This window comes from Streptomyces agglomeratus (assembly GCF_001746415.1).
In the GTDB taxonomy this organism is placed as follows: domain Bacteria; phylum Actinomycetota; class Actinomycetes; order Streptomycetales; family Streptomycetaceae; genus Streptomyces; species Streptomyces agglomeratus.
The window spans coordinates 3,213,667-3,228,489 of sequence record NZ_MEHJ01000001.1 but is presented as its reverse complement, the minus strand read 5'-3'; the positions used below and the strand labels follow the sequence as shown (position 1 = coordinate 3,228,489).

The window sequence follows — 14,823 nt, the reverse complement described above, 5'->3', positions numbered from 1 at the left end:
CGACGGATGCGCGAACCTCACCCGAACGGGAGAGGTTGGCCACACATACTGGACGATTGGTGGACGTATGGGGGGCTGATTGGGCATCGTTCGCCCAATGATGTCGCAATTCCGGGGGCCGCTGGCCGTAGCCGCGGTCTCCCTGATCGTCCCGCTCGTCGCCACCGTCGCGAAGCCGGCGCCGTCCGCGCCACCGGCGTCGCCCGCCGAACCGGCGGCTCAGCCGAAGCCGGCGGCGCCACCCGCCTCGTCCGCACCGCCGAAGCGGTCGGCGCCCGCCGCGAAGGCCGCGCCGCCTGTGAAGGCGGGACCGACCAAGGCGCCCAGCGCCGTCCCCTCGGTGCGGCAGTACGACGCGGCCAAGGGCCCCGGCTGGCAGCCCCAGCGCTCCACGCGTGTCGTCGTGGCGCCGGGCGACAACCGTGCCCTCGGCGACGAGGGCCGGCTCCTGGCCCAGGAGCTGAAGCGCGGCTTCTCGGCCGCGGGGGCGGGCCGCGCGGGCGACATCGAGCTGGCGCTGAAGCCCGGCGGCGCGCCCGAGTCGTACACCCTCACCGTCCGCGACGGCCGGGTGCGCGTCACGGGCGCCGACGAGGCCGGTGTCTTCTACGGAACCCGCACCGTCAAGCAGGCCCTGGCCGCCGACGGCCGCCTGTCCGAGGGCGTCGTGCACGACAAGCCCGCCAAGCCGCAGCGCGGAGTGATGCTCGACACCGCGCGCAAGCACTTCACCGCCGACTGGATCGAGGACACCGTCCGCGAGATGGGCGACCTCAAGCTCAACCAGCTCGGTCTGCACTTCTCCGACGACCAGGGCTTCCGCATCGAGTCGGACAGCCACCCCGAGATCGTGTCCGAGCAGCACCTCACCAAGGCCGAGGTCCGCCGGATCGTGAAGCTGGCCGCGAGCCGCCACATCACCGTCATCCCGGAGATCGACTCGCCCGGCCACCTCGGCGCGGTCATGGACGCGCACCCGGACCTCCAGCTGCGCGACACGCGCGGTGTGGCGACGCCCGGCGCGGTGGACATCGCCAACCCGAAGTCGGCGCGGATCGTGGACGACCTGCTGAGCGAGTACGCCGACGTCTTCCCCGGCAGGTACGTGCACCTCGGCGGCGACGAGTACGCCGCCCTGCTCAAGCGGAACCCGGAGCTCTCGTACCCGGGCCTCGCCGGCGAGGCGGTCCGCAAGTACGGCCCGAACGCGAAGGTCCAGGACCTCGCCACCGGCTGGCTCAACGACCGCGCGGCGGCCCTGCGCCCGCACGGCAAGATCCTCAAGGCGTGGAACGACGGCCTGCACGCGGGCGGTGTGGTCAAGTCCGACCAGGACCGTGAGGTCGAGTACTGGACCGGCAAGGAGATCGGCGCCCGGCAGCCGCAGGAGTACCTGAGCGAGGGCCGCAAGGTGGTCAACGCCAACGACGAGTACCTCTACTACGTACTCGGCGAGCCCAACACGTTCACCTATCCGACGGGCCGCCGCATCTACGAGTCCTGGACCCCGCTGGTCCTGCGCGGCACAACCCCGGTGCCCGCGCGCTACGCCGACCAGATCCTGGGCGGCCGCCTGGCCATCTGGTGCGACCTGGCGAACGCCCAGACGCAGGAGCAGGTCGCGCGCGGCATCCACCTCCCGATGCGCGCCCTGGCGCAGAAGACCTGGGACGCGGGCACGCCGACGCTGGACTGGGAGGGCTTCAAGGCCCTGTCGCAGCGGACCGGCTGACCGGCTGACCGGCTGAGCGGCCGACCGGCCGCCCGACGGGCCCGCCGGGCCCGGGAACGCGATGGACGGCCCGGCCGGCGGCGGCGTATGTTCCGCGGGCGCGCGCCGGTCGGCGCCCGCGCCGTCGCCACCCCTCGGGGGAGGGGCGTCCCGTCACCTTGGGGGGTCGCCCAGCCGTGCTGTGCGCCAATTGCGGTACCGAGAAGGCCACCACCGGCACAGGGCCCTGCGAGGGCTGCGCGGCCGCCCCCGCGAACGGCGCGCCGCCGCCGGGCCCGCCCGCGCCGCTGCCCGCCGCCCCCGCGGCGCCCCGCTCGCCGGTCGGGCTCGCCCGCGCCGTGACGGTCCTGCTCGGCGCCGTCGTCGTGGCCGACGTGTTCTCGCTGTTCGTCTCGTTCCGGGCCCGGGGCCACTGGGACGACCGGGTGACCGAGGGCTTCGCCGCCGTGCCCGTCGAGGACCTGGACCTCACCGACACCCTGATGACCGTCTCGTCCACGGCCTACTCGGCCGTCTTCCTCGCGACGGCCGTCGTGTTCATTGCCTGGTTCTCCCGGGTGCGGAAGAACGCCGGCGTCTTCGCCCCGGACCTCCAGCGCAAGGGGCCCGGCTGGGCGATCGGCTCCTGGTTCGTCCCCATCGGCAACTTCTGGCTCCCGCGAGGGGTTGCCGTGGACGTCTGGGCGGCCAGCAGGCGGGACCCCCACGGCCCGGACGCCCGCGAGCAGGAGCCGCACACCGTCCTGACCGCGTGGTGGACGGCATGGGTCGTGGCGGCGCTCCTGGGCCGTCACGCCGTCAAGCGCTACGCGAAGGCCGAGGAGCCGGGCGCGCTCCTCGGCGCCCTCGACCAGATGATCGTCGCCGATCTCCTCGACATCGCGGCCGCCGCGCTCGCGATCCTGTTCGTACGCGCGCTGACGCGCATGCAGAGCGACAAGGCCGCCACCCTGCCCTTCGCGTCGACCCAGCCGCCCGCGAAGTCACTCGGCGCAGGCAGAATGTGACAGCACTGTAGGAACCATGGGGGGAGCGGGGCATGGGTTTCTGGGGTTACTTCGTCGTGGGCCGCAGCGCGCGGCCGCTCTCCGAGCTGGCCTCGCTCGCCGAGGTACGGGAGGGACTGTCGCTCCACGAGACGCGGGGCGACGGCTGGCAGGTGTGGGCGCGGCCCAGTGAGCCGCAGGTCGGTGACATGGGGGCGCTCGCCCGGGGGGTGTGCGGGGAGACGGGAACACCCGCGATCTTCGCGTTCGTCATGGACAGCGCCTGCGTGGTCGTGGAGGCCGCCACTTCCGCCGAGGCGGCCGGGTCCTGGTTCGGCTGCCTCGGACGCGAGGCGATGGCGGGCCACCTGGGCGCCGACGGACTGGTGCTGGAGGACCTCTTCCTGCCACCGGAGCGAGCCGCGGCGAAAGCGGTCGAATGGGCGGCCGCGACCGGCCGGACGGTGGCCCCGGGCGCGCTGCTCGACGTACTGCGCGAAGAGGCCGATCCCGTGGCCGAGGAGCTCTTCGCCCGCTTCCTGGACCGGCTGGGACTGTGAGCGGCGATGAGCGGACTGTGACGTAATCGCGGCCCGGTACGCAGTCGGAAGGAGAAGGGCCGCACCGGGCGGGCCCTGCTGTGCCGAGGGAGGCACCGTGACCCTGGTGGAACTGATCGGCCGCGCCGACGAACGGACCCTGGCGGCGAGCGCGGTGGCCTGCCTGGACCGGTGCCTGCCGCTGCTGGAGTACGTCGAGGGCGCCGAGCGCATAGGTCTCGACACGGACGAGGCGCTGAGACCGCTGTGGGTCGCGGTGGAGGGCGGCGACGCCTGGCTCGGCCGGCTGCGCAGGGTCGCCGCCGTGGTGGAGCGCGTCGCGGGCGCCGCCCCCGGGGAACTCGCCGGCTTCGCCATCCGGATGGCCGCCGCCGTCCCCGCCGCCTACGACCGGCCCGCGCTGCGCGCCTGGGCCGAGGACTGCTCGGCCGCGGTGCTGGAGGTCCACCTGCGGCTCGACGGCGTCGAACCGGGCGGCCACGAGGCGCGGGTGAAGGCGTACCGCGACGGCGACACCGACGGCATCAGCCCGCTCACGGCCGGCGAGCTGCGCCGCCAGTGCCAGCTCCTCGACATGCTGTCCGAGGACTCGGGCGGCGGCCTCAACCATGCCCTCCAGCTCTCGAACGAGGGCAAGCGCGTGCTGCGTGCGGCGGCGTCGCGCCGGGCCCGCGGCAGTGCCTGAAGCGATGCCCGTGAGCGACCGCACGACGGCCGAGCACCTCACCGTCCGCATCGAGGCCACCGAACGGCGTGCGTCACGGCCCGATGAGCGAGCCGGGGCCGCCGCAGAGGAAGGGACCCGGAATGCGTGACGCCTGGACCGCACTGAAGCAGGAGTTCCCGTTCGGCAGCGAGGTGACGGGCACGGTGGACCGTGTCGCTCCCTTCGGCATCTTCATCTCGATCGACGGCGGCCGGCCGGGCAGTGCCTTCGCGGATGTCGCCGGGATGCACCACGGCGGCACCGACGGGTCGCTGGTGATGTGGCCCGAAGTGGGCGACCCGGTCACCGGAGTCGTGGTGGACCACACGGACGGCCATGAACAGCTCAAGCTTCACCTGCGGTGATCGGGCCGGTGGCCGCCGGGCGGACGTCCGTTCGCCGGGCGGTTCCACCGTGTCGCACGGGTGCGAGCCCGGGGACAGACTGGGAGGAGGCGGGACATCCCGAGCCTCCCAAGAGCCCGCCGTGGAGGAGCCATGCAGGCAACGACCCGGAACGACGCTCCCGTCGAGATCGAGGGCGGCGGAGTGGAACTGCGCATGCGGGAGGTCGGCGGAGGCATGACCGTCGCCTTCGCACGGTTTCCCAGAGGTACGGACATGGGGCCGCTGGCCAAGGGCCTGCCCGACGACCTCTGCCAGTGCCCGCACTGGGGATACCTGCTCAAGGGGCGGCTGAAGATGCGGACCAAGGACGGCGAAGAGGTCTACGAGGCGGGCCAGGCGTTCTACTGGGCGCCCGGCCACGTGCCGGAGGCCCTGGAGGACTGCGAGTACGTCGACTTCTCGCCGACCGAGGAGTTCAACGAGGTCGTCGGTCACATCAAGGCGCAGATGGGCGGCTGACGGCCGGACACCCGCAGGACATAGGCCGCGCGGTGCTCCGGCGCCGGGTCCGGCGCCGGAGCCTCGTCGTGGGCCCGTGCGGGGGAGGGCTGTGACGTTTCCGTGCCCGCGGGCGCAGAGCAATGGGGGGCCTCGTGCTCCCGAGGGGCATGGGCACGGTGACCAGTGCCGAGTCGGCACGAAGAGGGACGTGTGGGCAAGGGCGGGGAGCGGCGTCGTACACAGGCGTGCGACGAGGAGCTGGGGGCTGCCGTCGAGCGCGCCCAGCAGGGGGACGAGGACGGATTCGCGACGGCGTACCGGCTCGTGCATCCGGGGCTGCTCGGGTACGTACGGGGGCTGGCGGGTGAGGACGCCGAGGACGTGACGTCCGAGGCGTGGCTGGAGATCGCGCGCGACCTGGGGCGGTTCCGCGGTGACGGGGCGGGGTTCCGCGGCTGGACGGCGACCATCGCCCGCCACCGCGCGCTGGACCACCTGCGCAAGCAGAAGCGCAGGCCCCGTACCTCGGTGATCGAGCAGGACGTACTGGAGCTTCCCGGACGGCAGGACACCGCCGACGACGCGATCGAGGCGCTGTCGACCGGGCAGGCGCTGGAGCTGATCGCCACGCTGCCGCGCGAGCAGGCCGAGGCGGTGCTGCTGCGCGTGGTCGTCGGGCTCGACGGGCCCGCGGCGGCCCGCGTGCTGGGCAAGCGCAGCGGATCGGTGCGGACGTCGGCATACCGCGGGCTCAAGCGGCTGGCCGAGCAGCTGGCGGACGGCGGCCGGGCGGGCGTTGTGACGTCCGCGGCGCCGCGCACGCTGAAGGATGAGACATGAGACGGATATGGGAACGGGCGTCCGATCAGGACGCGGTGGCCGAGCATCCGGCCACCCCGGAGGTCGAGGCGTTGCTGGCCGCCGTACGCCGGTCCACGGACCGCTCCGGCGGCGCGGGCACGGAGGCCGGTGCGCGGGCGGCGCTCGCCGCGTACCGCCAGGCGCGCGACTCCGGGGCACACGCCCTCCGGGGCCGCTGGTGGCGGGCCCGCAGGCGTGACGACTGGCGGCCGTCCCGGCGGCGGCGCGGCCCCCTGCCGGTCGGCGCGGCCTTCGCCTCGATCGCGGCGACGGTGACGCTGGGCGGGGTGGCGCTGGCCGCCGGCACCGGGATCATCCCGGCGCCGTTCGGCATGGGCGACGGCGGTACGGGTGGCTCCGGTGCTCCGGCGGCCGGCGCCACCCGCAGCGGCGCCCCGGCCGCCCCCCGGGCGAAGCGGGCGGGCGAGGACGGGGCGGGGGCGGCACGCCTTCCGTCGGCCGGCGTCACCCGCTCCGGCGCCGCGCGCCCGCCCCGGACGGGGGACGACGTGGCGCACTGCGTCGCGTACCTGGTGTCCCTCGGGCGCTCGGCCTCCGGCCCAGGTGCGGCTCCCGCCCCGCTGGCGGCCGGCGCCGCCGACGCCGGACTGACGGTGGAGGAGTACTGCGAGGGCGTGCTGGAGAGCGGGGAACGGCCGCCGGGGCAGGGAGCGGGGGACAAGGGCGCAACCAAGGCACCGAAGGGCTCGAAGACCCCGAAGCCGGCCGCCTCGTCCGGAATCCCTGACCAGCCGCGGGCCGGGCAGGACGACGGCGCCAAGCCGGACGACGCCAAGCCGGACGACGAGGCCGAGCCGGACGACGGCACGGCAGCGGATCCCGCGAACCCCGACGATGCCGCGAAGCCCGCGGGTGCGGGCGAGGACGAGGGCGACAGCGGCGACGGCGGCCGGCCGGGCGGCAGCGGCACCCGTGGCGACGGCGTGGGCGGAACCCGCGCGCGGTGACGCGGGCCCCGAAGGCGCAAGATGGGGCCGCCGCCGGCCGAGGAAGGACGACCGGGGCCGCCACCCCCCACAGGAGAGGCCCCGGTCGCCGTCCGCGGACCGTGCGGCGGCCCGTACTACTCTCAGCGCCGGGGATGCGTTTTCTGTCACAGCGCTCTCTGTCAGCAGGCAGTTGCGCGTTGTACAAGACGTGGACGCGACCCCTCGGAACGCCGTAGCGTGCTGGTTCGCGCGGAGCTGCGCGGCAGTGGTGACCAGCTGCGACTTGGAACAGGTTGAGGGAGTGCGGGGGGACGACGCGGAGCTGACCACCGCGGTGCTCGCGGCGCAGGACGGGAACGAAGACGCCTTCCGTACTGTGTACCGCGCCGTGCACCCGCGGCTGTTGGGCTACATACGAACGCTGGTCGGCGACCCGGAGGCAGAGGACGTCGCCTCCGAAGCGTGGCTCCAGATAGCCCGCGACCTCGACCGGTTCAGCGGTGACGCCGACCGGTTCCGGGGCTGGGCGGCGCGCATAGCGCGCAACCGCGCTCTCGACCACATCCGGATGCGCGGCAGGCGACCCGTCGTCGGCGGTGACGAGACGGAACTGGCCGCGAAGCCGGGCGCCTCCGACACCGCCGGCGAGGCGATGGAAGCCCTGGCCACGGGTGACACCCTCGCCCTCATCGCCCAGCTCCCGCAGGACCAGGCCGAGGCCGTCGTCCTGCGCGTCGTCGTCGGGCTCGACGCGAAGAGCGCCGCCCAGACCCTCGGCAAGCGCCCCGGCGCCGTACGGACAGCCGCGCACCGCGGTCTGAAGCGGCTGGCGGAGCTGCTGAACGCGGCGGACGCCGCCGCCGTGGACGCCGCCCTCGTGGGCGGCGGCGGGGGGATCGGCGGCGAAGGCGGTGAGGCCGTCAGCGGTACCGTTGCGGGCCCGGCCGGCGGAAGGCCGGAGCTCGGCGCCGTACCGCCCCAGCGACGTCCGCGACCGGGGCAGGTGACTTCCGCCGGTGTGACGCATTCATGCGCGCGGACGCAGAAGGACATGTGATGGCCGACGAGCGTTACGAGTGGCTCGACAAGGACGCGGCGGAGCGACTGCTCCGCGGAGAGCCGGTCGGGCCGCTCGGCGAACACGCACGCGCCGAGGCCGAGCGCCTGACGGCGGCACTGGACGGCGTCGCCCGGGCCGGCGGCCACGAGGCGCGGGAACTCCCCGGCGAGGCGGCCGCGCTGGCGGCGTTCCGCACGGCGAGGGCCGCGTCCCCCGAAGGCTTCTCCACGATACGTATCGGACGCAGGGCGGCCGTGCCGGTGCGCTGGGCCCGCCCCGTACGGATCGGACTGGCCGGGGCACTCGCAGGTGTCGCGCTCGGCGGCGTCGCGGTGGCGGCGGGCACGGGCGTACTGCCCAGCCCCTTCGGCCGCGACAGCGGCCCGGCGCCCGCGTCCACCGTGTCCGCCGCCGCCACGCCGCCGCCCGTCAACCCCGGGACCACCACCGCCGCACCCGGCGAGCCCGGCGGGCCCACCCCGGAAACCACCGGCACCCCCGACGGCGATCACCGCGGTCCGGGCAGCGGGGACGGCTCCGGGGAAGGCGCGGGCGCCGGTACGCACGAGTCCTCACCCGGGTCCGGCACCGGAGTGCTTCCCACGCTCCCCGGCCGGACGGGCGACGACGTACCGGGAACGGATGACGGCGCCGGCGAGGCTGCGGACTCCCGCGACTGGTATCGCAAGACCGCCAAAGCCTGCCAGGACTACCGCTCCGGCGATCTCGCACCCGACCGCGAACGACGCCTGGAGGCGGCCGCCAAGGGCGCCGACCGGGTGGAGCGCTTCTGCGACCGCCTCCTGGACGGGGACGGCTCCGGGGACGGGTCCGGCGGCAGCGACGACGGCGCGGGCGATCCCGGAGCAGGCCGCACCGGCGGCGACGCGGGCGGCGAGGGCCGCGACGACGGCCGGGGCGACGCCGACAAGAACGGCGGGAGCGACGGGACCGACGGGAGCCAGGGCGCCCCGGAAGGTGTGCACCGCCGGATGCCGTCGATCGCGTACACCCCGCCGTCCACGCCGACGACGGTCGAGCCGTCCGCCGCGCCCGTCGGCGCCTCGTCCCAGCAGGGCTGACCGGCCCGCCGCACCGGGGCCCCACCGCGCCGACCCGGCCCGCCGGCAAGCGCCCGCGCCGCCCCGGCCCACTCGCCACACACCGCGCTGACCTGCGCTTTTCCCCCACCGCACAGCGGGGTGTGACGTTTTTTGAGCCAGTGACGCAGTACAGAGTGAGCCGACTGGTCATCGGCAGCGCGACGAGCCGGGGTTCCCCCCGTACCTTCGGCTCCGCGCAACAGGCGCGGGCGGGACACGTTCCCCCGGTCCCGCCCGCGCCACTTCTCCTCTTCCTCTTCCGAGGCCTCTCCGCCGCCGGCCCGCCCGGCTACCAGTGGATGACGACCTTGTCGCCGTTGCGCACCTGCCCGAAGAGGCTCGCGATCTTCCCCTCGTCCCGCACGTTGACGCAGCCGTGCGACGCACCGCCGTAGCCGCGCGCCGCGAAGTCCGACGAGTAGTGGACGGCCTGCCCGCCGCTGAAGAACAGGGCGTACGGCATGGGGCTGTCGTACAGCGTCGAGACGTGGTGCCGGGATTTCCAGTACACCTCGAACGTCCCCTCGCGGGTGGGCGTGTACTGCGACCCGAATCGCACGTCCATCGCCGAGACGACCCGCCCGTCGATCATCCAGGACAGCGTGCGGCTGGTTTTGCTGACGCACAGGACCCGGCCCGTCAGGCAGCGCGGGTCGGGGGCGGCCACCGGGTCGGCGGTCGTGGGGTGCAGTTCGGCGCGGGTCGGCTTCCTGGTCATCCCGAGCAGCCTGTCCCAGGTGACCGTGTCGGTCGTTCCGGTGCGGGGCAGGGCGCGCTTGCCCTGGAAGGACGTGACGGCGGCCGCCGTGACGGAGCCGTAGTGGCCGGTGGGGGTGCGGGTGAAGTGGCCGATCTGGCGGAGCCGGGCCTGGAGTTCGCGTACGGGGTCGCCCTCGGCCCCGCGCGCCAGGAACACCCTGGGCGCCGGCGGCCGGGTGGTGGGCCCGGCCCCGGACGGCGACGCCGGCCGCGTGGCCGCCGGGGAGGCGTTCGCGGCGGCGCCGGGCGACTGCTCCGCGGACCCGGTGGGCGCCGCTGTGGGGGCGCTCACCGGTTTGTCCGCCGGTCCGGCCGCCGCCCCGTCCGGCGGGCGGAAACCGCTGCCCCGGTCGCGTGCCGCCCGGCGCTCCGGCTCCGCTCGCCTGCGCCGTACACCCCGCCGTCAGGGCCACCACGGCGGCGGTGGCGGCCGCTGCCGCCGCCCTTCGTCCGCGTATGGGCCCCCGGTACCGCTGCTTCTCGTCCATCCCGCCCCGCCCCGGTATCTCGTATGTCTGTGAAGACTGTTTCCCGCTCCGCCCGGTTGCGAAAGCACCGCATGACGGGAAGAGCTACGTTGTTGTGAGCAAGGTCCCAGGCTGCGGCTCTCCACCCGCCGCACGCCCGCCGCTACAGTCCGTCGCGAGGGTCGGTTCATTACCAGCCAGTACGTTCAGCGGGAGGCACAGCAGATGGCGCGCGAGTCGGAGTCGGGACTGCCTATTGAGCCGGTGTACGGGCCGGACGCCCTGGAGGGCTGGGACCCCGCGGAGAAGCTGGGCGAGCCCGGCCAGTACCCCTTCACGCGAGGCGTGTACCCGTCGATGTATACGGGCCGCCCCTGGACCATGCGCCAGTACGCGGGCTTCGGCACGGCCACCGAGTCCAACGCCCGCTACAAGCAGCTGATCGCCAACGGCACGATGGGCCTGTCGGTCGCCTTCGACCTGCCGACCCAGATGGGTCACGACAGCGACGCGGCGATCGCGAGCGGCGAGGTCGGCAAGGTCGGTGTGGCGATCGACTCGATCGACGACATGCGCGTCCTGTTCGGCGGGATCCCGCTGGACAAGGTCTCCACGTCGATGACGATCAACGCGCCCGCCGCGCTCCTGCTGCTGATGTACCAGCTGGTCGGCGAGGAGCAGGGCGTACCGGCCGACAAGCTGACCGGCACGATCCAGAACGACGTGCTGAAGGAGTACATCGCGCGCGGGACGTACATCTTCCCGCCCAAGCCGTCCCTGCGCCTGATCGCGGACATCTTCAAGTACTGCAAGGCCGAGATCCCGAAGTGGAACACGATCTCGATCTCCGGCTACCACATGGCGGAGGCCGGGGCGTCGCCCGCGCAGGAGATCGCGTTCACGCTCGCCGACGGCATCGAGTACGTCCGTACCGCCGTCGCGGCGGGCATGGACGTCGACGACTTCGCCCCGCGCCTCTCCTTCTTCTTCGTCTCGCGCACCACGATCCTCGAAGAGGTCGCCAAGTTCCGCGCCGCGCGCCGGATCTGGGCCAGGGTCATGCGCGACGAGTTCGGCGCGAAGAACCCCAAGTCGCTGATGCTGCGCTTCCACACGCAGACGGCGGGCGTGCAGCTCACCGCGCAGCAGCCGGAGGTCAACCTGGTGCGCGTCGCCGTACAGGGCCTCGCGGCCGTGCTCGGCGGCACCCAGTCCCTGCACACCAACTCCTTCGACGAGGCCATCGCCCTCCCCACCGACAAGTCCGCCCGGCTCGCGCTGCGCACGCAGCAGGTCCTGGCGTACGAGACGGACGTCACGGCCACCGTCGACCCGTTCGCCGGCTCGTACGTCGTCGAGAAGATGACCGACGAGGTCGAGGCCGCCGCCCTGGAGCTGATGGAGAAGGTCGAGGACATGGGCGGCGCGGTCAACGCGATCGAGCGCGGCTTCCAGAAGAACGAGATCGAGCGCAGCGCCTACCGCATCGCCCTGGAGACGGACGGCGGCGAGCGTGTCGTGGTCGGCGTCAACCGTTTCCAGCTGGAGACGGAGGAGCCGTACGAGCCGCTGCGCGTCGACCCCGCGATCGAGGCCCAGCAGGCGGAACGCCTGGCGAAGCTGCGGGCGGAGCGCGACCAGGCGGTGGTCGACGCGGCGCTGGTGGAGCTGAAGAAGGCGGCCGAGGGCACGGACAACGTCCTGTACCCGATGAAGGACGCGCTGCGGGCCCGGGCGACGGTCGGCGAGGTCTGCAACGCGCTGCGCGAGGTCTGGGGGACGTACGTCCCGACGAACGCGTTCTGAGGCGGGTGCGTCACTCACACGTGACCCGCGCGCCTGGCATGTGAAACGCGGAGGCGGAGTGTCGTACGTACATGCGACACTCCGCCCATGCTGGGTGTAACCGATCTGCCGACCTACCTCGTCGGGCTCGTCCTGATCATTCTTCTGCCGGGTCCGAACTCCCTCTACGTCCTGTCCGTCGCCGCGCGACGCGGCATACGCACGGGCTACACGGCCGCCGCGGGCGTGTGGTGCGGCGACGCGGTCCTGATGGTGCTGTCCGCGGCGGGCGTCGCCTCGCTGCTCCAGGCGAACGCGCTGCTCTTCGGGATCGTCAAGTACGCCGGCGCCGGTTACCTGACCTGGCTGGCGATCGGGATGATGCGGGCGGCGTGGTCGATGTGGCGCAGCCGCCACGAACTGACGGACGCCGGCGCCCCGGAGGCCGACGCGGCGCCGGCCGCCGAGCGCCCGTTCCGCCGTGCCTTCGTGATCAGCCTGCTGAACCCCAAGGCGATCCTCTTCTTCATCTCCTTCTTCGTGCAGTTCGTGTCAGAGTCCAACCCGGTCGTGGGGTTCGTGACTCTAGGCGTACTCGCCCAGGTGGCAAGCGTGTTGTACCTGTCTGCGCTCATCTTTGGCGGGTCCCGTCTTGCTGCTGCGTTCCGTCGTCGGAGGACGCTCAGCGCAGGAGCCACCTCGGCGGCCGGGGCGCTCTTCCTGGGGTTCGCCGTCAAGCTGTCTCTGGCAAGCGCGTAGGGGGCTGGCGTGTCTCACCTTGACGATGCTGCGGCCCTGTTCGCCCGCATGAGCCTCCAGGAGCAGCGTGAGGCACTAGGAGCTCTCGGCCTGCCTAAGAGGTCCCCGAAGGAGTCCCAGGAGCCCCCCAAGGTCACCCCGTTCTCTGCTTTGGTCAGTACGCCCAGCAGGCGGAAGCGGCGGCTACTCACCGTGAAGGCCGTGAGTACCCCTGAGACGTCCTGAGAGATTCAGGGACTTTGCCAACCCTCTAGGTCCCGCCTCCATGCGCCCCCGCTATCCCCTGTGTTGAGCGTTGCGCGGTCCCGGGCAGACCACCGCATCGGGGCGTGGCCGACCCGGTTTCCTGTCTTGGAAACTCTCACCCCTTGCGCCTCAGGGCGGTTGGTCGGAAGCATCGACCGGGACATGACGGAGCAGGCCAGGGAGGGAACCCCGTGAAGGTCACCAAGCTTGTGAGCACCTGCGACCTCAAGGATTGCCCGACGATCTACGCGACCGACAGGGGCACGCTGCTAGTGCAGGGGGAGACTCCGAACGACCACGGCCTAGAAATTCCAGCACACGAAACCATTGTAGAAATCCCGGAACAGCTTGTAATTGATCTTATCCGGAAGGGTCTTCGTGGCAACTAAGTCTCTCGGCGAATTGTTCGACACCTTCGAGCGAGAGGCGTTCCGGCTAGAGACCTTGGATGACTACAGCAAATCGGGGAACGTCGACGCCTATCGAACGTTCCTCGCCAGGGAGTCTCAGCCGGCCGACTACAACGAAGGCTGGGTGTCAGAACTCCGTTCCCACACAAGCAAGGGCAAGCGCGTCTATCGCGTTCATGTTCTCTCGCGGCCTCTCACTCCCTACCTGCGGTTCGAGTTGGGCTGGGGCTATCAGAAGAACATGATGGGCGGCGAGGAGTTCTTCATTCTCGACACCACCGAACAACCGAACCCCCTAGAAGGGGTTCCTGACTTTTGGCTGATGGATGAGACTCCAGTCGTCATGCACTACGACGAATCGGGAGCCTTCGCGGATCAGGAAGTTCTGAGCGAAGACCGGGCAGGCGAGTTCGTCGCGTACCGAGATACGGCCATGGCTCACTCCGTGCCGTTCCCGAAATGGTGGGCAAAGCACGGGGGCGAGTGAACAGAGCAGAACTAGGGGCCGCACTGCGGGCGCTTCGACTGGCATCCGGGAAGGAAGCTAAATCCGTCGCCCGCAGTGCTGTCATGTCCGCAAGCAAGCTAAGCAAGATTGAAACGGGCAAGCTCGCCCCGTCCGTCGTAGACGCTGAGGGCATTCTTACAGCCATCGGTGTTTCGAATGAGGTCAAAGCTGAGTACCTGGAAGCGGCCAGAGCGGCAGCAACAGAGGCAACGGCTTGGCGTCTCGTCCGACGAATCGGGGTGCACAAGGCTCAGCAGCAGACGAGGGCGCTAGAGGCGCAGATGAGGAGTCTGCGGCTTTTTCAGCCGGCCTTGGTTCCTGGCCTTCTCCAGACACCCGAATACATCCGGGCAATCCTTTCCCGGCATGACCTTGGCGAGGACGTTCTCACGCGCACCATCAGCGCGAGAATAGAGCGACAACAGGCCCTCTACGACTCGACCAAGGAACTCTGCTTCGTTATCACGGAGTCCGTACTGCGCTGGCGAATCGTATCAGCTACCAGGATGGCGGAACAGATAGACCGACTCGCGTCTCTGTCACGGCTGCCCAACATTGATATCCGCGTCGTTCCCCTGGCTGCACAGCAACAAGACATAGCCAACCACGCCTTTGTTATCCGGGACGACAGAACAGTCACTGTTGAGACCATCCACGCAGAGATTGTCGTCACCGACCCCCAAGACGTATCCCTGTACGTCCGTAAGTTCGAGCGCTTTGCCGCAACGGCGCTCGCGGGCGAGGATATGCGCGCCACCCTGGCCAGCATCCGTGACGGATTCTTGCGGGAACAGGAAACAGGCTAGGCGGAGTCCACTCGCCACGGAACCATTGCTTGCCACAGGGACCCGCTTCAGGGAGGCACTCAGCAATGAGCGAGACGAGCACGACAATGGCAGAAGCCGTGTACCTGCCGCTCCCTGCCGATCCGCCTCGGCCGTTCAAGGGGTGCCGCGTCTGCGCCGCGCTGGATACACAGCGCGCAGAGGCACTAGAACGTGGGGATTTCTCGGCGGCGACGGATGCGAACGTGGAACTGGCCGCTCACCCGAAAACGGGAAGCCACCGCCGCACGGGGCGGAA

At 71.7% G+C, this 14,823-nt stretch carries 16 protein-coding genes; 15 read left to right on the top strand and 1 reads right to left on the bottom strand.

What is annotated here, in order from left to right; translation table 11 throughout:
• Positions 1-100: 100 nt before the first annotated feature.
• The 10 genes from AS594_RS13660 to AS594_RS13615 all read left to right on the top strand — a co-directional run bounded on the left by AS594_RS13660 (position 101) and on the right by AS594_RS13615 (position 8,785).
• Positions 101-1,732: a beta-N-acetylhexosaminidase gene (locus tag AS594_RS13660; RefSeq protein ID WP_079144882.1), complete on the top strand. Its 1,632-nt coding sequence runs from the start codon at positions 101-103 to the stop codon at positions 1,730-1,732.
• Between the two features lie 176 nt (positions 1,733-1,908).
• Positions 1,909-2,739, top strand: a complete 831-nt coding sequence (locus AS594_RS13655; protein WP_079144620.1) for a DUF4328 domain-containing protein — start codon at positions 1,909-1,911, stop codon at positions 2,737-2,739.
• 32 nt (positions 2,740-2,771) lie between these two features.
• Positions 2,772-3,278 (top strand): hypothetical protein, encoded by a 507-nt coding sequence (locus tag AS594_RS13650; RefSeq protein WP_069927303.1) that lies wholly within the window; start codon positions 2,772-2,774, stop codon positions 3,276-3,278.
• A 97-nt stretch (positions 3,279-3,375) separates the two neighbouring features.
• The gene (locus tag AS594_RS13645; protein ID WP_069927302.1) at positions 3,376-3,963 is read left to right on the top strand and encodes a hypothetical protein; all 588 of its coding nucleotides are present in this window, start codon (positions 3,376-3,378) and stop codon (positions 3,961-3,963) included.
• Positions 3,964-4,085: 122 nt separating this feature from the next.
• Complete coding sequence (locus tag AS594_RS13640) at positions 4,086-4,349, top strand: S1 domain-containing protein (RefSeq protein ID WP_069927301.1); 264 nt, start codon at positions 4,086-4,088, stop codon at positions 4,347-4,349.
• 132 nt (positions 4,350-4,481) lie between these two features.
• Positions 4,482-4,850, top strand: coding sequence for a cupin domain-containing protein (locus tag AS594_RS13635; RefSeq protein ID WP_069927300.1), 369 nt, complete (start codon positions 4,482-4,484; stop codon positions 4,848-4,850).
• Between the two features lie 192 nt (positions 4,851-5,042).
• Entirely contained in the window at positions 5,043-5,672 is a 630-nt protein-coding gene (locus AS594_RS13630) for an RNA polymerase sigma factor (protein WP_069927299.1), read from the top strand.
• Positions 5,669-6,661 carry a hypothetical protein gene (locus AS594_RS44655; protein ID WP_069932915.1) on the top strand — a complete coding sequence of 331 codons (993 nt, stop codon included), beginning with the start codon at positions 5,669-5,671 and terminating at the stop codon, positions 6,659-6,661. The genes AS594_RS13630 and AS594_RS44655 overlap by 4 nt, the downstream gene beginning before the upstream one ends.
• 283 nt (positions 6,662-6,944) lie before the next feature.
• A complete protein-coding gene (locus tag AS594_RS13620) occupies positions 6,945-7,700 on the top strand; it encodes an RNA polymerase sigma factor (protein WP_069935110.1) in 756 nt (251 codons plus the stop codon).
• A complete protein-coding gene (locus AS594_RS13615; RefSeq protein ID WP_069932916.1) occupies positions 7,700-8,785 on the top strand; it encodes a hypothetical protein in 1,086 nt (361 codons plus the stop codon). Before AS594_RS13620 ends, AS594_RS13615 begins: the two co-directional genes overlap by 1 nt.
• A 310-nt stretch (positions 8,786-9,095) precedes the next feature.
• Here the strand turns inward: AS594_RS13615 and AS594_RS13610 are convergent, their stop codons facing one another.
• Positions 9,096-9,857 carry a L,D-transpeptidase family protein gene (locus AS594_RS13610; RefSeq protein ID WP_167368019.1) on the bottom strand — a complete coding sequence of 254 codons (762 nt, stop codon included), beginning with the start codon at positions 9,855-9,857 and terminating at the stop codon, positions 9,096-9,098.
• 400 nt (positions 9,858-10,257) lie between these two features.
• Between AS594_RS13610 and AS594_RS13605 the strand changes: the two genes are divergently transcribed.
• From AS594_RS13605 to AS594_RS13590, 5 genes are all read left to right on the top strand, one after another.
• Positions 10,258-11,838 (top strand): acyl-CoA mutase large subunit family protein, encoded by a 1,581-nt coding sequence (locus AS594_RS13605; protein WP_069927294.1) that lies wholly within the window; start codon positions 10,258-10,260, stop codon positions 11,836-11,838.
• A gap of 87 nt (positions 11,839-11,925) precedes the next feature.
• Positions 11,926-12,576, top strand: a complete 651-nt coding sequence (leuE, locus tag AS594_RS13600; protein ID WP_069927293.1) for a leucine efflux protein LeuE — start codon at positions 11,926-11,928, stop codon at positions 12,574-12,576.
• 437 nt (positions 12,577-13,013) lie between these two features.
• Positions 13,014-13,211: a hypothetical protein gene (locus AS594_RS41040; RefSeq protein WP_079144622.1), complete on the top strand. Its 198-nt coding sequence runs from the start codon at positions 13,014-13,016 to the stop codon at positions 13,209-13,211.
• 13 nt (positions 13,212-13,224) lie between these two features.
• The gene (locus AS594_RS13595; protein WP_240509004.1) at positions 13,225-13,719 is read left to right on the top strand and encodes a DUF6879 family protein; all 495 of its coding nucleotides are present in this window, start codon (positions 13,225-13,227) and stop codon (positions 13,717-13,719) included.
• A complete protein-coding gene (locus tag AS594_RS13590) occupies positions 13,716-14,546 on the top strand; it encodes a helix-turn-helix domain-containing protein (protein ID WP_079144623.1) in 831 nt (276 codons plus the stop codon). Before AS594_RS13595 ends, AS594_RS13590 begins: the two co-directional genes overlap by 4 nt.
• Positions 14,547-14,823 lie beyond the last annotated feature (277 nt).

Bases quoted from the DNA above. Each gene is read 5' to 3' on its own strand.
- AS594_RS13660 (WP_079144882.1), top strand. From the start codon at position 101: ATGTCGCAATTCCGGGGGCCGCTGGCCGTAGCCGCGGTCTCCCTGATC.
- AS594_RS13650 (WP_069927303.1), top strand. From the start codon at position 2,772: ATGGGTTTCTGGGGTTACTTCGTCGTGGGCCGCAGCGCGCGGCCGCTC.
- AS594_RS13640 (WP_069927301.1), top strand. From the start codon at position 4,086: ATGCGTGACGCCTGGACCGCACTGAAGCAGGAGTTCCCGTTCGGCAGC.
- AS594_RS13635 (WP_069927300.1), top strand. From the start codon at position 4,482: ATGCAGGCAACGACCCGGAACGACGCTCCCGTCGAGATCGAGGGCGGC.
- AS594_RS44655 (WP_069932915.1), top strand. From the start codon at position 5,669: ATGAGACGGATATGGGAACGGGCGTCCGATCAGGACGCGGTGGCCGAG.
- AS594_RS13615 (WP_069932916.1), top strand. From the start codon at position 7,700: ATGGCCGACGAGCGTTACGAGTGGCTCGACAAGGACGCGGCGGAGCGA.
- AS594_RS13605 (WP_069927294.1), top strand. From the start codon at position 10,258: ATGGCGCGCGAGTCGGAGTCGGGACTGCCTATTGAGCCGGTGTACGGG.
- leuE (WP_069927293.1), top strand. From the start codon at position 11,926: ATGCTGGGTGTAACCGATCTGCCGACCTACCTCGTCGGGCTCGTCCTG.